Origin of the sequence: Pseudomonas sp. BF-R-30, from assembly GCF_019956175.1 — a bacterium.
Taxonomy (GTDB): Bacteria; Pseudomonadota; Gammaproteobacteria; order Pseudomonadales; family Pseudomonadaceae; genus Aquipseudomonas; species Aquipseudomonas jessenii.
Window position 1 is genome coordinate 277,074 of the sequence record NZ_JAHBDE010000022.1, and the last position, 17,158, is coordinate 294,231.

A 17,158-nucleotide genomic window follows, 5' to 3' on the forward strand; every position below is an offset into this window, starting at 1 on the left:
ATGGGATCCTGGTCAGACACACATTTTGTGAACACCAAAGATTCACTGTAGGAGCGAGCTTGCTCGCGATGAGGCCCTTGCATTCAATCGAGAACTTTCAGGCGTTCAGTTCTGCTCATTCTCATACCGGTCCAGCGTATCCCGCGCAATCTCCCGTCCCAGCGCGATCAACTCCGGCGCCTTGTAGAACTCGAAAAACCGACACACGCGCTTGGGCACGTTGATCAGGATGTCCGGCGGATACCCGGCAATCTTGTACTGCGCCAGCGACGTCTGCATCACCTCGAAACTCTGGTTGATCAAATCCAGCAAGGACGCCGGTCCGACGTTGTCGATGATGAACGAACCGGTGGCGGAGCGGGGGGCGCCACTGGTTTCCGGAGCGGCCGCGGGTTGCTGCGCTTGGGGCTCGGCGGATTCGATCCACGGGTTGAGCTCCGCCCCTTCGGCCTTCAAGGCTTCCTGTTCCAGAATCAACAATTGCTCGGCTTGTTTGCGCCGGAACGGCAACTTCGAGCCGACGGAGTTGATCAGGCTGTCGAAGCGGGTCTTGAAGGCGGCGGGACGCTGGATGACCGGTAATTGATAGTGGCGCTGGTTGGTGGCGTTGAGGTTGACCGCGATGATCAAATCGCAATGGCTCGACACCACCGGCACGATCGGCAGCGGGTTGAGAATGCCGCCGTCCACCAGCATGCGGTTGCCTTGCATCACCGGGGTAAACAGGCTGGGAATCGCTGCCGAGGCGCGCATGGCCTGATGCAGGCAACCTTCCTGGAACCAGATTTCCTGCTGGTTGGTCAGGTCGGTGGCAACCGCGGTGTAGGGGATGCGTAAATCTTCGATGTTGATCTCGCCGACGATCTTGCGGATCTGTCCGAAGACTTTCTCGCCACGGATCGCCCCCAGACGAAAACTGACGTCCACCAGACGCAACACGTCGAGATAATCCAGGCTCTCGATCCAGTCACGGTAGTCATTGAGTTTGCCGGCGGCGTAGATCCCGCCCACCACCGCGCCCATGGAGCATCCGGCGATACAGGCAATGTCATAGCCGCGCCGTTCGATCTCTTCAATGACCCCGATATGTGCATAACCCCGGGCTCCACCCGAGCCCAATACCAGTGCGACACGCTTTTTCATGAATCGCCCTCGTTTGAATGATTCAACAATGCACCCATCGAGGGCCTTGCTTCAATCGCCATGGTCGTTCGAGGGGACAAGAGCGTCGTATTTTCGACACTCCATGGCGGCACATGGTTATTCTCGTCGGCGCTATAGTTTGCACAGCGGACCAACGGCACTTTTCAGGTGCCACAACGTCTTACCTGCATGACTGTTGACCTATTCTTGAGGAGTGAGTGATGAAAGCCTGGATCTGCGTGCCATTGATTGCCTTGGCGCTGGCCGGTTGTGCCGGCAAAACCGCTTATCGCGACAGCTGCGGTAGTAACCTGGATGCGGCATGGCATGAACTGGACCTGGCCAAAGCCGAAGGTTTCGCCGGGACCGTCAGCTACTCCAAGGCCCTGTCGCTGTTGACCGCGGCCAAGACCCAGCAGCAATTCGAGGGATTCGAAGGCTGCACCAAGAAAGCCGAGAAGGCTCGTTTCTATATTCGTGAATCGCGCGCAGGGCGTTAAAAGCAAAAAGCGGTGACAAGCTCTAAGCTGCAAGAGCCTTCGAGCTTTCAGCCTGGAGCTTGCAACCTGGCGCTGTTTACGGAGTAAACCCCCATGATCGATCGGTTGGTGGCTCGGGTTCTGGGCCTGGAAGTTCGTCTGCTGGCCTGTCAGGCCCGCTTGAAAGAGCGTACAGACCCGGAAGCGTTACATGATCTGCGCACAACCATGCGACGGTTACGCAGCCTGTTGCGACCCTTGCGCGGGTTGCCCGGTGTCGAACAACTGGAAGCGGCGGCCTCCCGGGTGGGCGATCTGACCACACCATTGCGTGATCGCGAAGTGCTGGCGGCGTACCTGCTCCAGCACCATCAACCCCAAGCCGCACAGTGGCGCATGGCGCAAATGGCCGAGGCTTACCCGGCCGTGGCGACCAGTCCCGAACTCGCGCAGATGCTGATCGTCCTCGATGCGTTTCCGCGTTTTCTGCGTGCCGCCCAGCGCCAGGGATTGCTCAAGGGCCTGCGCAAGCGCATCGAAAAACGCCTGGGCAAGCAATGGAAAAAACTCGACGAGGCACTGCACGATCCAACCCACGACCGTCATCGGCTGCGCCTGCTGATCAAGCGCGTGCGCTATGGCATCGACGCTTACCCCGAACTGGACCGTTTGCCGAAAGCGGCCATGCCCCGGCTGAAATCGGCCCAGGGTGCGCTGGGCGACTGGCACGATTGCGTGCAATGGCTGGCGATGGCTGAACGGGAAGCGGATTTGCAACCCTGTGTTGCCGTGTGGGAAGCCACCATGGCCGAGGCCGAAACCCGAGCGGACCGGGTGCTGGAAAAGCTCAGCAAGGCCTGTTTCAAATCCTGAAAACACCGGGGATCCATTGTAGGAGCGAGCCTGCTCGCGATGAGGTCGTGACATTCAATATTGATGTTGGCTGTCCGGGCGCTATCGCGAGCAGGCTCGCTCCTACAGGTTATATGTCCGGCACGAGCCTTGTGCGGCTCATCTGTCAGTCAATTTGGCCGGAATAGGCGATGTATCAACGTCGCCAGATGGTTAAGATCCCTTCATCTTTTTCCATTCCCAGAGGTTTTCATGCGTTTTTCCGAACTGCTCAACGCTGTCCGCAGCCAGCCGATGGAGCTGTCTATCCCGGCCTCCTGGGCCCAGGGGCGAGCCAGTTTCGGTGGCCTGGTGGCCGCTTTGCAGTACGAAGCCATGCGCGCCCGGGTTCCGGCGGATCGGCCGGTGCGTTCGTTGGCAATCACCTTTGTCGGCCCGGTTGAGCCCGAGGTGCCGGTCAGTTTCGAAGTCGAGGTGCTGCGCGAAGGCAAGGCCGTCAGCCAAGTGCTGGGTCGGGTGATGCAGAAGGGCCAGGTGGTGACGTTGATCCAGGGCAGCTTCGGCGCCTCGCGACCTTCGGAAGTGGCGGTGGCCGCTGAACCGGCACCTGAAATGAAGCACTGGGACGAATGCCAGGAATTGCCTTTCGTCGAAGGCGTCATCCCTGAGTTCATGCGGCATCTGGCGATGCGCTGGAGTGTCGGCGGGCTGCCGTTCAGCGGTAGCACATCCCGGCAAATGGGTGGCTGGGTACGCTTGCGCGGCGACGTAAAGGAAGAGGCTATCGGCGAGGCGCATATCCTGGCGCTGGTGGACGCCTGGCCGCCGGCCCTGATGCCGTTTTTGAAGAAGCCGGCGATGGGCAGCACGCTAACCTGGACCATCGAATTCGTGCAGCCGCTGCTGGAACTGAACACCCTGGACTGGTGCAAATACCTCGTCGAAACCGAATACGCCGCCGACGGCTACGGGCATGCCGCCGCAAAAATGTGGAGCGCGGATGGCCGGTTGATCGCCATGAGCCGGCAGACCGTGACTGTGTTCGCCTGATCAGTGACGGCGGTGGCGCTCACGCCAGGCGCGCCACCAGCCGCCGCTGAGGAAGAACCGTGGAAACGTCAGGAACTGCTCGACCAACAGGCGTGATACCGCATCCTTGCGATCACTGAAGGGTTCGGAGGCTTGGGTCTCCAGGTTGTGGCCGTGGCGTTGCAAGGCCAGCGCCGCAATCACACCGATTACGCCGATGGCGATATTTGCCAGGCTCAGGCTGAACACCCCGGTCACAATCAGCAGAAATGCCACGATGAACAGCGGCACCGCGATCAGGTGCAGCACCAGATTGGTCGGATGCTGATGATTGTTCGGGTACGCTCGCCATTGCCAGGCGGGTAGGTTGGGGTGACGTTTGCCCATGATGCTGATCCTCGATCCATGTTGAACACATGTGATTAAGAATAGGCCCGGTCTATGCTGGCGGCGAATCAAGGATGGCTATAGAGCTGATAGGGGCAATGGTCAAATTTGATGTTGTTAAGGCAGACGCCTTCGCGAGCAGGCTCGCTCCCACAATGAGTCTGTGTTGAACCTGAATTTGCGGAGCACTGAAAGTCCTCTGTGGGAGCGAGCCTGCTCGCGATGGGGCCCTTACAGTTTGAGCTGACCGATAGCCTTGCTCAACTCACCGGCCAATGCCGCCAGCTCATTGCTGGTGGTCGCCGAAGTCACCGTCTGATGCACCGTATTCTCGGTCACGTCACGGATGCTCACCACCGCCCGGTTCATCTCCTCCGCCACCTGGCTCTGCTGCTCGGCCGCCACCGCGATCTGCGTGTTGCTTTCACGCATCTGCGCCACCGCTCCGGTGATCTCGGCCAATGCCGCGCCGGCCTCTTGCGCCTGTTGTACGCAGTCGTCGGCCTTGAACGAGCTCTCTTGCATGAAATCCACGGCGTCCCGTGTGCCGGCCTGCAACGCCGAGACCATGAGGGTGATCTCATCCGTGGAGGCCTGCACGCGTTTGGCGAGGTTGCGTACTTCATCGGCGACTACCGCGAAACCGCGACCCATTTCGCCGGCCCGGGCCGCTTCGATGGCGGCGTTGAGCGCCAACAGGTTGGTCTGCTCGGCGATGCTGTGAATCACTTTGACCACGCCGTTGATTTTCTGGCTGTCCTCGGCCAGGCGTTGAATCATCTCGGCAGTCTGCTGGACGCCGGTGGACAGTCCGGCAATCGACCGCTGCACCCGTGTCACAACCGCCTGCCCGCTGCCGGCCAGGGTATCGGCCGATTGTGAAAGGTCACGGGTGGCACCCGCGTGTTGAGCGATGTGATAGACCGTGGCGGTCATTTCATTGATCGCTGTGGCGGCCTGATCGGTTTCGCTTTGCTGGCCCAGCATGCCGTGGCGCACCTCATTCATGCTGGCCGCCAGCCGTGCGGCGCCGACGTCCAGTTGCCGGGCGGTGTTGGCGACGGTGTTGACCACCCGTTGATAACCGGCCTGCATGGCGTTGAAGGCGTTGGCCATTTGCCCGACTTCGTCGCTGCAGGCCAATGGCACGCGGGCCGACAGGTCGCCGGTTTTCTCCACGTGCAACATGACGTCTTTCAAGGTGTTGAGCTGGCTGAGCAGGAAGCGGATCAATAACTGCGATGCACCGAGCATTGCCAGCATCAGGATGAACACCGCCACCGCGTAGTTGGCAAAACGCTCGTTGAACACCTGGCTCAGGCTCGGACCATGGGCAATCACGGCGACCCGCTGGCCGTCGGCACGGGTAAACACTTCGGCACCCATCAGCGGATTGTCACCGAACAGCGGCATCACGTTGATCTCGACCCAGCCATTGGCGTCGGCCAGTTCTTGCACGGGTTGCTCATTGAGCGTGGGTGCCTGTCCTCGGCTGAACGCAAGGAAGTTGTCGGCGTGGGGCAACGTTTGCCCGGCGGGCCAGGCTTCGAGCAATCGCGCCTGAGCCTGGGCCGAAGCCTGGGCGGCGCGACTGCGGGCCTGCTGTTCGAGTTGCACCGCGTACAGCACCAGCAACAGGGTGGTGACGAAAGCGACGGCGTTGACCGCCCAGAATTTGTATTTCAGCGAGATATTGCTAAGCCAGGCACCCATGGAGGTCTTCTCTGATAGCGGAAACAGTTTTGGCAAGACGCCATCATTGTGCCGCTATACAGGTGACTGACTCTTGATGCAGATCAACTTCAAACCTGTGGGATTTATGGCAATCAGGAGATCAATGGCAGACCATAAAACGCCCGCGCGCACGCGGTGGTATGCGCTGCCAGATCTTCCTGGCTTTCCCCGCGATGCAGTGCCACTTCGCGTAGTACTTCGGTCAGGTACGCCGGCTCGTTTCGCCCGTTTTTCGGCTTGGGGCGCAGGCTGCGCGGCAGCAGATACGGTGCGTCGCTTTCGAGCATCAGGCGTCCGCGCTTGATCTCCTTGACCAGTGGGTGCAAATGCGTGCCCCGGCGCTCGTCGCAGATCCAGCCGGTAATGCCGATGTGCAAGTCCAGGTCGAGATAGCTGAACAGTGCCTTCTGCTCTCCAGTGAAGCAGTGCACTACGGCGGCAGGCAGTCGGTCGCGGAAGTCGCGCAGGATTTCCAGCAGACGCTGGCTGGCGTCGCGTTCGTGCAGAAAAACCGGCAGCTGCAATTCGACGGCCATGGCCAGGTGTTCTTCGAGGACCTTTTCCTGTTGCGGGCGCGGCGAGAAATCACGGTTGAAATCCAGCCCGCATTCGCCTACGGCCACCACATTCGGCTCCAAGAGCAAGCTGCGCAAACGTCGGGCGCTGTCGGCGTTCCAGTCGCTGGCGCAGTGAGGGTGAATACCGGCGGTGGCGAACAGGCGCTGGGCGCTTTCGTCCAGTTGCTGGCACAGCTCAAGGGCCTGTTCACTGCCCTCGACACTGGTGCCGGTCAGCACCAGTTGGCACACGCCGGCCGCGTAGGCGCGGTCAAGTACGGCCTGGTGTTTGTCGGCAAAACTGGCGTTGGTCAGGTTGACGCCGATATCGATGAGTTGCATGGTGCTACCTCGGCCCAAAGGCCGGAAAGCATATCAGAGCCGTGGATTTATAAGAAAAACCAAGAACTACAACGGGTTAACGCTGTCTCTTGAGCCGCGGACCAGGCCTGGTTGGTAGTTTTGCCATCATTGTGCCAGTCTTTCGCACGTTGCCAGCGCCTTGGGCGCTCTGTTTTTGTCGCCGCGCTTGATGGTTTTCGTTATTGAAGCGGGCCTCATATTCTTTCCGGAGAGTGGATGATTCGTCCCTCGGTTTTGCTACTGCTGTGTTGTTCGCTGCTACTGCCGATGACGGCGGTCGCGCGTCTGCCCGGGCCGTTGCAAGCCGTACCGGCCAGCAAGGTGCGCGATCTTGCGGAAATACGCAGCAGTCGTGTGCTGCGGGTGTTGGTCAACCAGAGCCGCAACAGTTCCGGTGAAGTCCAGGGGCAGGCGATCGGGGTCGAATACCATCGCCTGAAAGCGTTCGAGCAATACCTCAACGGCCACGCCCGTGACGGTCAGGAAATCACCCTCAAGATCATTCCCAAGGCCAAGGATCAACTGCTTGGCGCATTGCAGCGCGGGGAGGGCGATCTGGTGGCGCCAGGCGAGTTGCTCGATCTGCAACCCGGCTTCGCCGTCAGCACCAGTGAGCCGATTGCCAGCAACATCCCGTTGGTCCTGGTGGGCATCAAGGGCGAACGCCGCTACACCAGGCTTGAACAGCTTTCCGGCAAGACCCTGGCATTACCCGCAGGCAGCGCCGCCGGGGATGCCGTCAGCCAGATCAATCAAAAGCTCGCCTTGCACAAACTGCCACCGGTCACGATCGAATGGGTCGATCCGAGCCTTGCCGTCGAGGATGTACTGGAGATGGTGCAGGGCGGGATCTTCCACCTGACCATCGTCGAGCAACCGATCGCCGAACGCTGGGGCAAGATCCTGCCCAAGCTGCGTTTCGACAAACAGGTACTCGTCAGTGATCCGGGAGAGGAATTCTGGTTCGTGCGCCGTGATGCCTCGATGCTGCGGGCCAGCATTGATCGCTTCCTCACCGTCTACAAAAAACCATCGGATCAGGACGCCGCGTTCCTGCGGATCTATCGTCGTCTCTATCAAGTGCACTATCCACTGGCCAGGGCGGACCGACAGCGCCTGGAAAAACTTCGCCCGGTGCTGCAGAAACACGCCGACGCCCAGGGCATGGACTGGCTGAACCTGGCGGCGCTGGCCTTCAAGGAGTCATCCCTGCAACCCGTCGCCCGCAGTGGCGGTGGCCCCACCGGTCTGATGCAGATCACGCCTTCTGCGGCGCAGCGGGTGGGGGTCAACAATATTCAGGACCTTGATGGCAATGTGCAGGCCGGGGCCAAGTACCTGGCGATGATCCGGCGCAAATTCTTTGCCAGTCCGAAACTCAACGAGCGCGAACGCATGGCCTTCGTGCTGGCGGCCTACAACATCGGGCCGGAGCGGGTGCAAGGCATGCGCGCCGAAGCCCGTCGGCGAGGCTTGAATCCCAACCAGTGGTTCTTCCAGGTCGAACGCATTGCCATGGAGCAAGTGGGTATGGGGCCTGTCAGTTATGTTAATAGCGTGAACAAGTATTACTTGGCGTTCGACCGGGAGCGGGAGTCGTTGGAGCCCCAGGGGCAAAAGTTTGTCTCACGCAAATGATCAACTAATCTGATTGTTATGACGGGTTTTTTGCGCTTTTAGTATGTGAATTTCTGATTAATATAGCGGCCAACCAACACACACTGACAAGGAATGAAACAGCATGAGCACTCTGATCAATAAGGTACTGTCTACACGCGCTGGCTACGGCCTGACCGTTCTGCGCATCGTGGTCGGCATTATTTTCGCCGCTCACGGTTCGCAGAAGCTTTTCGGGGCATTCGGTGGCTATGGTCTGGCTGGAACCGCGCAGTACATGGAAAGCCTTGGACTGGCGCCGGGTTACCTGATGGCGGCACTGGCGGGCGGCACCGAATTCTTCGCCGGCCTGGCCCTGATCATCGGCTTGCTGGTTCGCCCGGCCGCACTGGGCCTGATCTTCCTGTCGCTGGTCGCGATTTTCTCGGTGCACATCAGCAACGGTCTGTTCATGGCCAACAACGGTTATGAGTTCGCCCTGGCGTTGCTCGGTGGCAGTATCGCGGTATTGATCGAAGGTGCGGGCAAGCTCTCGGCGGACCGTGCCATCGCGGGTTGACCGCTCTGGTTCAACGAAAAGGCCCGCATTGTGCGGGCCTTTTTTGTTGCGCGTCATTCTTGACACTGTCCAGTCAGCTTCTCTAGGATGTTGCTCATGCGCCGATTTAAACAGCTACTTGCGGGGCGCCAGGTGACCCATCCAGTTGCCGATAGAAGCCGGAACAGGCTTCGAAATACCGCTAAAGCGCTGGTTCGGTGTTGCCTCTCACCTGCCATGCAGACTTTTGAGGCAGAGACACGACACAATGAATGCACTAAACCCCGTTGTACGTCCCGCGCCGATCACGGCACACCTGACCCAGCGCAATCCAAAAATCCTGCTTGGCGGCAAACATCAGCCGACGCTCTTGCGTTATCTCGATGGCTGGCCACGTCGTACCGGCGGTCCCGCTGCCTTCCTGATCCAGTTTGTCGAAGACGGTGAGTCGCTCGCTCGTTTCGCCGACGACAGTTTCGATCTGGCAGTGATTCAGTCCCCCAGCCTCGAAGATGCGCCTGAAGTGATCCGGCAACTGACCCGCGTTGCCCGGCAAGGGCTGATTACCCGGCTTTAAAGCTTACGGGTACTCGATTGCCACGATGTACACACACTGCTCACCCGTCGGTGTCTGGACCCGGACTTCGGCGTCCAGTGCCTTGCCGATCAATGCGCGGGCCAGGGGCGAGTCGATGCTGATCAGGCCCTGTTTGAGGTCCAGTTCATCCGGCCCGACAATGCGGTAGCGCGACTCTTTGCCGTCCTCGTCCTCGATCGTGACCCAGGCGCCGAAATAGACCTTGTTCGGATCGCTGGGTTTTTCGCTGACAACCTTGAGCGCCTCCAGGCGTTTGGTGAGAAAACGCACGCGACTGTCGATCTCTCGCAGCATCTTTTTGCCATAGGTGTATTCGGCGTTCTCCGAGCGATCACCCTGGGCCGCGGCTTCGCTGACAGCCTGGGTAACCTGGGGCCGACGTACATGCCACAACTCATGGAACTCGGCGCGCATCCGCGCTTCACCCTCGGGGGTGATCAGCGCGGTGCCAGCGGTGCGGGGAGGGCGGTAACGGCTCATGACAGCTTCTTGTGGTGAGGATGGCAGGAGTCTATCAACCCTCGCGCAAGACTGTCAGTGGGCTGGCGTTCAATGCCCGACGGGTGCCGAACACCCCTGCACCACCAATCAGCACGGCGCCCACCAGTGGGAGCAACAACAGCCATGGATGTGGATGCCACGGCAGGTCAAAGGCGTAGCGGTAGAGCACCCAGCTCACCACTTCCGAACCCAGCGCCGCCAGCAAGCCACTGACTGCGCCCAGCAAACCGAACTCGATACGCCGGGCCTTGACCAGCAATTGCCGCTCCGCTCCCAGCGCACGCAACAGTGCGCCCTGGCGAATGCGTTCATCCAGCGTCGCTTGCAGGCCGGAGAACAGCACCGCCATCCCCGCCGCCAACACGAACAACAACACGTACTCCACCGCCAGGGTCACCTGGGCGAGGATGCTGCGCAGTTGCTCCAGCAAGGCTTCGACCTGCAGGATGGTCACCGCCGGGAAGGCGCGGGACAGATCGACAATCTGTTGGTCGTGACCCGCTGCCAGATAGAAACTGGTCAGGTAGGTCGCTGGCAGATCCTTGAGGGTGCCGGGCTGGAAGATCATGAAGAAGTTCGGCTGGAAGTTGTCCCAGTTGATCTCCCGCAGGCTGGTGACCTTCGCCTCGCGATTGACTCCGCCAACGCTGAAAACCAGGTGGTCGCCGAGCTTTATTTTCAAACTCTCGGCGACCTTGCCTTCTACCGACACGCCGGGAACATCGTCCGGCATCTGTTGGTTCCACCAATTGCCGGCCGTGAGTTTGTTGCCCGACGGCAGGTCCGCGGCCCAGGTCAGGCTCAGGTCGCGCTGGATCGCCCGGTCGCCGGCCGATTCCTTGGTGACGATTTGCTGCACAGGCTCGCCGTTGATGCTGATCAAACGCCCTGGCACCACCGGATACAGCGGTGCCGATTGTGCCGACACGGCGATCAGGTGATCGGTGAACGTCTGTTTGTCCGCCGGCAGGATGTTCAGCGCGAAGTAGTTTGGAGCGTTTTTCGGCAGCTGGTTTTGCCAGGTGTCCAGCAACTCGCCGCGCAACAGCGCAATCAGCGCCATCGACAGCAGAATCAGGCCGAACGCCAGGGACTGGCCCGCGGCAGCGAGCGGATGACGCAGCAGTTGGCCCAGTCCCAGGCGCCAGGGCAAGGACGCACGAGCAAGCATGCGCCGCAGGCTCTTCAACAGCAGCAACAACAAGCCGCCCAGCACCAACGCTGCAATCACGCCGCCGCCGAGCAGGGCAAAGGTCAGCACCAGGTCCAGGCTCAGGCGCCACATGATCAGGGCGAGGGCGCCCAGCGCTGCGCCGTAGACCATCCAGGTGCTGGAAGGGATCGGCAGCATATCCCGGCGCAGCACGCGCAATGGCGGAACCCGGCCCAGAGCCGCCAGTGGCGGCAAGGCGAATCCGGCCAACGCCACCAGTCCGGTGCCGATCCCGGCAATAGCCGGAAACAGCCCGCCCGGAGGCACGTCGGTCGGCAACAAGTCATGCAGCAGGGCAAACAATCCCAGCTGTGCGAGCCAGCCGAGGAGGGCGCCGCTGATGCTGGCCAGCAGCCCGAGCACAGTCAATTGCAGGCTGAACAGCACCATGGTTTCCCGGCGCGACAGCCCGAGGCAGCGCAGCAAGGCACTGGCATCGAACCGTCGGGTGGCGAAGCGGGTTGCCGACAGCGCCACCGCCACGCCGGACAGCAACACCGCCACCAGGCTGGCCATGTTCAGGTAGCGTTCGGCTTTGCCCAAGGCGCCACCGATCTGTCGATTACCGTCGCGGGCGTCCTGCAAGCGCTGGTTGGCGGCAAGCCCCGGTTTGATCAGTTGCCGATACGTCTCGAGTGCCTGAGCGCTGCCTCGCCATAATTCGCGATAGCTGACCCTGCTGCCGGGCTGCACCACGCCGGTGGCTGCAAGGTCGTCGAGGTTGATCAGCACCCGCGGTGTCAGGCTGTAGAAATTGCCGGCGCGATCGGGTTCGTAAGTCAGCACCCGCGCCAGTTTCAGGGTTTTCATGCCGACATCGATGCTGTCACCGATCTTCAGGTCCAGGGTGGTCAGCAGGCGTGCCTCGACCCAGGCTTCACCGGGTTGCGGTCCGCCACCGACTATTTGCGTGGCAAAGGGGGCGGGCGCGCTTTTCAATTCGCCGCGTAGCGGGTAGGTGTCATCGGCCGCCTTGATGCTGGACAGCTGAATGCTGTTGTCGGTGGCGATGACGCTGGAGAATTCCACCACTTGAGCGTGTTCCAGACCCAGTTCGGTACCGCTTCTTATCTGTTCGGGGCGCGCAGGCGAACTGCCTTCGAGCAGCAGGTCGGCACCGAGGAATTCGGTAGCGCGCAGCATCATGGCGCCGTTCAGGCGCGCGCCAAAGTAACCGATGGCGGTGCTGGCGGCCACGGCCACCAGCAAGGCGAAAAACAACACGCGCAATTCACCGGCGCGGGCATCGCGTAGCAATTGGCGGATGGCGAGACTGAACAGGCGCAACAGCGGCAGGCGTGCCATCAAGGCTCCAGAGGGGCGACCAGCAGGCCGGCTTCAAGACGGATCAGGCGCCGGCAGCGATGGGCCAGGCGTTCATCGTGAGTCACCAGCACCAGGGTCGTGCCGCGCTCCTGGTTGAGCTCGAACAGCAAGTCGCTGATGCGCTCGCCGGTGTGGCTGTCGAGGTTGCCGGTCGGTTCGTCGGCGAACAGCACATCGGGCTCGGCGGCAAACGCTCGGGCAATCGCCACGCGTTGTTGCTCGCCTCCGGAGAGCTGGCGCGGCGAGTGAGTCAGGCGTTGGCCCAGTCCCACCCGTTGCAGCAATTGGGTGGCGCGCTCGCGGGCGTCTTTGCGGCCATCGAGCTCCAGTGGCAGCATGACGTTTTCCAGGGCATTGAGACTGTCGAGCAGCTGAAACGATTGAAAGACAAAACCCACGTGCTCGGCGCGGATGCGCGCACGCTGGTCTTCATCGAGGTTGCTCAGGCCTTGCCCGGCGAGAGTGACTTCGCCGCTGCTCGGCAGGTCGAGGCCGGCAAGCAGGCCCAGCAGGGTGGACTTGCCGGAGCCGGAAGCGCCGACGATGGCCAGGCTGTCGCCCTTGTTCAGTTCCAGGCTGAGTTGGTGCAGGATGGTCAGTTCACCTTCCGCGCTGGGAACCACTTTGCTAAGGTCCTTCGCGATGAGAATGCTTGCGCCCATGGAGAGTCCGATGCGTGTCTGGTTTTTGAGTGCTGGCCTGGCCTTGATGTGCATGGCCCAAAACGCAGCGGCGGGTACAGTCCTGATCGTTGGCGATAGTATCAGCGCCGGTTTCGGGCTGGATACCCGGCTGGGGTGGGTGTCGCTGCTTGAGCAACGGCTCAGGCACGAAGGTTTCGACGACAAAGTGATCAATGCGTCCATCAGTGGCGACACCAGTGCCGGAGGCCAGGCGCGCCTGCCCGCGCTGCTTGCAGAGCATAAACCGGAACTGGTGATCCTTGAGTTGGGCGGCAATGACGGCCTGCGCGGGATGCTGCCAACTCAATTGCAACAAAATCTTGCTTCGATGATCGACAGCTCCCGGGCCAGCGGTGCCAAGGTGTTGCTGCTCGGCATGCAATTGCCACCCAATTATGGTGCGCGTTACACCAAGGCGTTCGCCGAGGTCTACAGCAACCTGGCCGATGAGAAAAAGATCCCGTTGGTGCCGTTTTTCCTCGATGGCGTAGGCGGCCATCCGGACTTGATGCAGGCTGACGGCATACACCCGGCGGCTGGGGCCCAGGACAAGTTGCTGGAAAATGTCTGGCCTACTCTAAAACCGCTGTTATGACACTTTTCTAGAAGCAGGCTTTCGGCTAAGGTGGCGCCCCCGATTTGGAGCCCCCGATGCCGCGTCCCGCCTGGTCACTATTTGCCTATCAACTGATCGAGCCTGACGAACAGCTGGATCTGTTCGCCTGCCAGGAAGTGCGGGTGCATCTGGTGACCCGTCAGCTGGAATTGGGCGGTTCGGCGGACCGGACCCTGTGCGGCAGTCTGTTGCCAGCGCAACCGCGCTGGTCGAGTGTTGATCGCCGGGTGTTTCAGGACCAGCGGCTGTGTTCGTTGTGCCGGGCCATTCTTGAGTCGCAGAAGCGGGGGACGTCGCCGATCTGGCCTGAATTGCGGTTTGAGCTTTGATCCGTCAGGAGTCGTGGCGGCCTTCGAGCCGACCTGTCTTTTGTTGGCCGTGTACATATCCGTTGCTGCGGTAACGGCGGCTTATGGTTTCGCCCTTACGGCGAGTCCCTTTTGGCAAACGCCCCAAAAGGAACCAAAAGGTCTCGCCCCTTACGTACGGCCCCTCGCTAAAGCTCGGGGTTCCTTCGCTCCGGTATTCATCAGGGCGCATCGCCTCCGGTCTGCTTCGCGACGACCTCCTCTCGATGTGTTCGACTTCGTCGAACGGCGCTACGCGCCTGCCCCCCTGATGAACACCTCCACTCAGCCTTCCGAGGGGGCGGGTGGATCAAGATCAAAAGCTGCAGGCGAGCTAACGCTCGGCCTGATGAGTGGTGAAGAGCGTGGGGGTACGCGGCCCTGCTTTTGCTCTGCTCTTCTGTGGGAGCGAGCTTGCTCGCGATGGACGTCAACGATAACGCGTGCTGCCTGAATGCCCGCGTTGTCCTGGCGTTTTTCGCGAGCAAGCTCGCTCCTACAGGGAAACGCGTTCAGTTGTGATCAGCCCGGCCAGCAGGCCGCCTCGCTTTTGCTTTTGATCTTCTTGCCCCGGAGCGAGGCACCGAACGTCAGGGGCAAGAGCCCTTGGTTACTTGGGGTTTTTCCAGGTAACCCGCCTTAAGGGCGGAACCCTCAAAAATCCACACCGCCTGCCCTACAGCCTTCGCGAGCAAGCCCGCTCCCACACGGGATCGAAGATAATCGCAAAATCGGCCTGCACTGCCTGCAATCGGGCGATCTCCCCGAAATAACGGACTGCAGTGTACAATCGCGTTCTTATACTCTCAGTTGATCATGCATAGGATTTTCCGGATGTTGTCGCGCTTTCCTGCCGTCACCCGCTGCCTGACTCTTGCCGCCCTCTTTGTGGCCGGTCCAGTCGCAGCATTGGAGCTTCCCCTGCCACCGCCCGGTGAGGACATCATCGGCCAGGTGCAGGTGATCAAGGCCAAGTACGAAGATACCTTCGCCGACCTTGGTACCGCCTACGATCTGGGCTACACGGAAATGGTCGCGGCCAACCCGGGTGTCGATGCCTGGTTGCCAGGCGTCGGTACGGAAATCATTCTGCCGACTCGCTTCATCCTGCCACCAGGTCCGCGTGAAGGCATCGTGATCAACCTGGCCGAGTACCGCCTCTACTACTACCCGAAAGGCAAGAACGTGGTGTACACGTTCCCGCTGGGTATCGGTCGTGAAGGCTGGGGCTCGCCGATTGCCCACACCAGCATCACCGCCAAGACACCGAACCCTACCTGGACGCCTCCGGCTTCGATCAAGGCCGAGCACGCAGCAGACGGTGATCCGCTGCCCAACGTCGTGCCGGCCGGCCCTGACAACCCGCTGGGGCCGTTCAAGTTCACCCTGGGCACTCCGGGCTACCTGATCCACGGTTCGAACAAGAAGTTCGGTATCGGCATGCGCACCAGCCACGGTTGCTTCCGCATGTTCAACAACAACGTGCTGGAAATGGCGGGCATGGTACCGGTCGGAACGTCCGTGCGGATCATCAACGACCCGTACAAGTTTGGTCTCAGTGGCGGCAAGGTCTATCTGGAGGCGCATACGCCGCTGGACGACAAGGGCAACCCGTCGGTGGTCGACAAGCACACCGCAGTCATCAATGCGATGCTCAAGCGTGAAGACATCACCAACAACCTTCGTATGAACTGGGATGTGGTGCGTGATGTGGTCGCCGCTGAAGACGGCCTGCCGGTTGAGATCGCTGTGCCGGGCAACGGCGTTGCACCGATGGTATCGAGCATGCCGATCGACCCGCTGCAGTAACGCTGGCAAAGAGCCCGTCGGCGCGGACAGCGTCGACGGGTTTTTTATTGCCTGGAGAAACGCCAGGCAATAAAAAAGCCGACCCAAAAAATGGGTCGGCTTGATAACAATCCCGAAGGATTATTACTTGCGGCTAGCTTTGTCCAGCATGCGCAGAGCACGCTCGTTAGCTTCGTCAGCAGTCTGTTGTGCTTTTTGAGCAGCAGCCAGAGCTTCATCAGCTTTACGGTAAGCTTCGTCTGCACGAGCCTGGGAGCGAGCAGCTGCGTCTTCAGTAGCGGTCAGACGTGCTTCGGTTTCTTTCGATGCGCTGCTGCAACCGGTAGCCAGAACTGCGGCCAGAGCCAGAGCAGAGAATTTCAGAACGTTGTTCATCGTGTTCCCCTTCAAGGACTTTCTATTAAGTAGCTATCTCCTCCGATTGAGGAAAGAGCCGGCGTACATACTACCCATTACTTGTAGTAAGTAAAACTGACGTGACGCAAGAAGCAAAAAAAATTGTAGGCGTTGATTCTTTTTCGAGCAACTTTTAACTGAATTGTTTAAAAAATATCCAGCTACAAGGCCCGTGGCTGAGCGAGCCAATGAGAAAAAGTTCCTGTGGTACAGCGCTGTTTTTCAGTCTGGCTAAAGTCCGCCTACATGGAATCGTCTACACTTTTGTTCGGCTTTTGTGTGGCGCCTCTCAATATCTTTCTCGATGTTCAGGTGACTTTAACAACGGGCGCTCGTCTTAAGTCTCAACATCCGGCAATGTACAGGCTATCGACCCGGAGTGATCTTCGGTCGAGCCAATCCTGCGTGATCCGGAGCAGCACCCGCCAACCCGCACGATGACGAGCGCACCTTGAGCATTTCTGCCAATGGTGCCTACTATTTGTACGTGCTCGGTAGCGCGAGATCGGTGCAGCTCTTCTCGGTGTCCACTCAGGCACGGGGTGGCGTAGATGTTCCTTCGCCGGAAAAACATCGGTAAGGTAGGGGTCGGAATTCCAGACCCGCGAGGAGTAGTGATGAGCGAGGCGTTGTCCATCCACCATGACCAGGCTGGTCATCAGTTCGAGACCAGTGTGGACGGTCATCGTGCCTATCTGACCTATATGGATCTGGGGAAACAGACCCTGGATATCTATCGCACCTTCGTGCCCAACGCATTGCGTGGTCGCGGTATTGCGGCAGCCTTGACCGAGAGGGCGCTGGAGTACGCTGACGAAATGGGCTACACCGTCATTCCATCGTGCTCCTACGTCGAGCGCTACATGGAGCGTCACCAGCGGCATGCGGCCAAGCTGAGTCAGTGACCTTCAACAAAACGAATACATAAAAAACGCCGGGTTCAACCCGGCGTTTTTTTTGTGTGTGTTTT

General features: G+C 60.1%; 18 protein-coding genes. 10 read left to right on the forward strand and 8 right to left on the reverse strand.

Features of this window, described 5'->3' with window-relative positions:
- Positions 1 to 105 precede the first annotated feature (105 nt).
- Positions 106 to 1,143: a patatin-like phospholipase family protein gene (locus tag KGB20_RS13995; protein ID WP_057713795.1), complete on the reverse strand. Its 1,038-nt coding sequence runs from the start codon at positions 1,141 to 1,143 to the stop codon at positions 106 to 108.
- Between the two features lie 221 nt (positions 1,144 to 1,364).
- On the opposite strand from KGB20_RS13995, the gene KGB20_RS14000 reads away from it, so the two are divergent.
- From KGB20_RS14000 to KGB20_RS14010, 3 genes are all read left to right on the forward strand, one after another.
- Positions 1,365 to 1,643, forward strand: a complete 279-nt coding sequence (locus KGB20_RS14000; protein WP_034150181.1) for a hypothetical protein — start codon at positions 1,365 to 1,367, stop codon at positions 1,641 to 1,643.
- A 93-nt stretch (positions 1,644 to 1,736) separates the two neighbouring features.
- A complete protein-coding gene (locus tag KGB20_RS14005) occupies positions 1,737 to 2,495 on the forward strand; it encodes a CHAD domain-containing protein (RefSeq protein WP_223532580.1) in 759 nt (252 codons plus the stop codon).
- Positions 2,496 to 2,726: 231 nt separating this feature from the next.
- The gene (locus tag KGB20_RS14010; RefSeq protein ID WP_223532582.1) at positions 2,727 to 3,524 is read left to right on the forward strand and encodes an acyl-CoA thioesterase; all 798 of its coding nucleotides are present in this window, start codon (positions 2,727 to 2,729) and stop codon (positions 3,522 to 3,524) included.
- Here the strand turns inward: KGB20_RS14010 and KGB20_RS14015 are convergent, their stop codons facing one another.
- The 3 genes from KGB20_RS14015 to KGB20_RS14025 all read right to left on the reverse strand — a co-directional run bounded on the left by KGB20_RS14015 (position 3,525) and on the right by KGB20_RS14025 (position 6,523).
- Positions 3,525 to 3,890 carry an Mpo1-like protein gene (locus KGB20_RS14015; protein WP_057713798.1) on the reverse strand — a complete coding sequence of 122 codons (366 nt, stop codon included), beginning with the start codon at positions 3,888 to 3,890 and terminating at the stop codon, positions 3,525 to 3,527.
- A 231-nt stretch (positions 3,891 to 4,121) separates the two neighbouring features.
- Positions 4,122 to 5,603, reverse strand: coding sequence for a methyl-accepting chemotaxis protein (locus tag KGB20_RS14020; protein ID WP_223532584.1), 1,482 nt, complete (start codon positions 5,601 to 5,603; stop codon positions 4,122 to 4,124).
- A 113-nt stretch (positions 5,604 to 5,716) separates the two neighbouring features.
- Positions 5,717 to 6,523 carry a TatD family hydrolase gene (locus tag KGB20_RS14025; protein WP_057713800.1) on the reverse strand — a complete coding sequence of 269 codons (807 nt, stop codon included), beginning with the start codon at positions 6,521 to 6,523 and terminating at the stop codon, positions 5,717 to 5,719.
- A 237-nt stretch (positions 6,524 to 6,760) separates the two neighbouring features.
- Here KGB20_RS14025 and KGB20_RS14030 point away from each other — a divergent pair, with 237 nt between their 5' ends.
- The 3 genes from KGB20_RS14030 to KGB20_RS14040 all read left to right on the forward strand — a co-directional run bounded on the left by KGB20_RS14030 (position 6,761) and on the right by KGB20_RS14040 (position 9,276).
- Positions 6,761 to 8,182, forward strand: a complete 1,422-nt coding sequence (locus tag KGB20_RS14030; protein WP_223532586.1) for a transglycosylase SLT domain-containing protein — start codon at positions 6,761 to 6,763, stop codon at positions 8,180 to 8,182.
- A 103-nt stretch (positions 8,183 to 8,285) separates the two neighbouring features.
- Entirely contained in the window at positions 8,286 to 8,720 is a 435-nt protein-coding gene (locus KGB20_RS14035; protein ID WP_223532588.1) for a DoxX family protein, read from the forward strand.
- Between the two features lie 247 nt (positions 8,721 to 8,967).
- Positions 8,968 to 9,276, forward strand: a complete 309-nt coding sequence (locus tag KGB20_RS14040; RefSeq protein ID WP_150812277.1) for a class I SAM-dependent methyltransferase — start codon at positions 8,968 to 8,970, stop codon at positions 9,274 to 9,276.
- 3 nt (positions 9,277 to 9,279) lie between these two features.
- Here KGB20_RS14040 and greB read toward each other — a convergent pair whose 3' ends face one another.
- Genes greB through KGB20_RS14055 form a run of 3 tightly spaced genes read right to left on the reverse strand, consistent with a single transcriptional unit; the run spans position 9,280 to position 12,999 of the window.
- Positions 9,280 to 9,777, reverse strand: coding sequence for a transcription elongation factor GreB (greB, locus tag KGB20_RS14045; RefSeq protein WP_057713804.1), 498 nt, complete (start codon positions 9,775 to 9,777; stop codon positions 9,280 to 9,282).
- Positions 9,778 to 9,811: 34 nt separating this feature from the next.
- Positions 9,812 to 12,316: an ABC transporter permease gene (locus tag KGB20_RS14050; RefSeq protein ID WP_223532590.1), complete on the reverse strand. Its 2,505-nt coding sequence runs from the start codon at positions 12,314 to 12,316 to the stop codon at positions 9,812 to 9,814.
- Positions 12,316 to 12,999, reverse strand: a complete 684-nt coding sequence (locus tag KGB20_RS14055) for an ABC transporter ATP-binding protein (protein ID WP_046043370.1) — start codon at positions 12,997 to 12,999, stop codon at positions 12,316 to 12,318. Before KGB20_RS14055 ends, KGB20_RS14050 begins: the two co-directional genes overlap by 1 nt.
- A 10-nt stretch (positions 13,000 to 13,009) precedes the next feature.
- Between KGB20_RS14055 and KGB20_RS14060 the strand changes: the two genes are divergently transcribed.
- From KGB20_RS14060 to KGB20_RS14070, 3 genes are all read left to right on the forward strand, one after another.
- Entirely contained in the window at positions 13,010 to 13,615 is a 606-nt protein-coding gene (locus KGB20_RS14060) for an arylesterase (protein WP_090457081.1), read from the forward strand.
- Positions 13,616 to 13,671: 56 nt separating this feature from the next.
- Positions 13,672 to 13,965: a hypothetical protein gene (locus KGB20_RS14065; RefSeq protein ID WP_003226812.1), complete on the forward strand. Its 294-nt coding sequence runs from the start codon at positions 13,672 to 13,674 to the stop codon at positions 13,963 to 13,965.
- 852 nt (positions 13,966 to 14,817) lie between these two features.
- Positions 14,818 to 15,792, forward strand: coding sequence for a L,D-transpeptidase family protein (locus KGB20_RS14070; RefSeq protein ID WP_150812279.1), 975 nt, complete (start codon positions 14,818 to 14,820; stop codon positions 15,790 to 15,792).
- Positions 15,793 to 15,915: 123 nt separating this feature from the next.
- Here the strand turns inward: KGB20_RS14070 and oprI are convergent, their stop codons facing one another.
- Positions 15,916 to 16,167 (reverse strand): outer membrane lipoprotei OprI, encoded by a 252-nt coding sequence (gene oprI / locus KGB20_RS14075; RefSeq protein ID WP_003199355.1) that lies wholly within the window; start codon positions 16,165 to 16,167, stop codon positions 15,916 to 15,918.
- A 638-nt stretch (positions 16,168 to 16,805) separates the two neighbouring features.
- Between oprI and KGB20_RS14080 the strand changes: the two genes are divergently transcribed.
- A complete protein-coding gene (locus tag KGB20_RS14080) occupies positions 16,806 to 17,093 on the forward strand; it encodes a GNAT family N-acetyltransferase (protein ID WP_223532592.1) in 288 nt (95 codons plus the stop codon).
- Positions 17,094 to 17,158 lie beyond the last annotated feature (65 nt).

Excerpts from the sequence above, each read along its gene's own strand:
- KGB20_RS13995 (WP_057713795.1), bottom strand. The coding sequence starts at position 1,143 with ATGAAAAAGCGTGTCGCACTGGTATTGGGCTCGGGTGGAGCCCGGGGT.
- KGB20_RS14000 (WP_034150181.1), top strand. The coding sequence starts at position 1,365 with ATGAAAGCCTGGATCTGCGTGCCATTGATTGCCTTGGCGCTGGCCGGT.
- KGB20_RS14005 (WP_223532580.1), top strand. The coding sequence starts at position 1,737 with ATGATCGATCGGTTGGTGGCTCGGGTTCTGGGCCTGGAAGTTCGTCTG.
- KGB20_RS14010 (WP_223532582.1), top strand. The coding sequence starts at position 2,727 with ATGCGTTTTTCCGAACTGCTCAACGCTGTCCGCAGCCAGCCGATGGAG.
- KGB20_RS14015 (WP_057713798.1), bottom strand. The coding sequence starts at position 3,890 with ATGGGCAAACGTCACCCCAACCTACCCGCCTGGCAATGGCGAGCGTAC.
- KGB20_RS14020 (WP_223532584.1), bottom strand. The coding sequence starts at position 5,603 with ATGGGTGCCTGGCTTAGCAATATCTCGCTGAAATACAAATTCTGGGCG.
- KGB20_RS14025 (WP_057713800.1), bottom strand. The coding sequence starts at position 6,523 with ATGCAACTCATCGATATCGGCGTCAACCTGACCAACGCCAGTTTTGCC.
- KGB20_RS14030 (WP_223532586.1), top strand. The coding sequence starts at position 6,761 with ATGATTCGTCCCTCGGTTTTGCTACTGCTGTGTTGTTCGCTGCTACTG.
- KGB20_RS14035 (WP_223532588.1), top strand. The coding sequence starts at position 8,286 with ATGAGCACTCTGATCAATAAGGTACTGTCTACACGCGCTGGCTACGGC.
- KGB20_RS14040 (WP_150812277.1), top strand. The coding sequence starts at position 8,968 with ATGAATGCACTAAACCCCGTTGTACGTCCCGCGCCGATCACGGCACAC.
- greB (WP_057713804.1), bottom strand. The coding sequence starts at position 9,777 with ATGAGCCGTTACCGCCCTCCCCGCACCGCTGGCACCGCGCTGATCACC.
- KGB20_RS14050 (WP_223532590.1), bottom strand. The coding sequence starts at position 12,316 with ATGGCACGCCTGCCGCTGTTGCGCCTGTTCAGTCTCGCCATCCGCCAA.
- KGB20_RS14055 (WP_046043370.1), bottom strand. The coding sequence starts at position 12,999 with ATGGGCGCAAGCATTCTCATCGCGAAGGACCTTAGCAAAGTGGTTCCC.
- KGB20_RS14060 (WP_090457081.1), top strand. The coding sequence starts at position 13,010 with ATGCGTGTCTGGTTTTTGAGTGCTGGCCTGGCCTTGATGTGCATGGCC.
- KGB20_RS14065 (WP_003226812.1), top strand. The coding sequence starts at position 13,672 with ATGCCGCGTCCCGCCTGGTCACTATTTGCCTATCAACTGATCGAGCCT.
- KGB20_RS14070 (WP_150812279.1), top strand. The coding sequence starts at position 14,818 with ATGTTGTCGCGCTTTCCTGCCGTCACCCGCTGCCTGACTCTTGCCGCC.
- oprI (WP_003199355.1), bottom strand. The coding sequence starts at position 16,167 with ATGAACAACGTTCTGAAATTCTCTGCTCTGGCTCTGGCCGCAGTTCTG.
- KGB20_RS14080 (WP_223532592.1), top strand. The coding sequence starts at position 16,806 with ATGAGCGAGGCGTTGTCCATCCACCATGACCAGGCTGGTCATCAGTTC.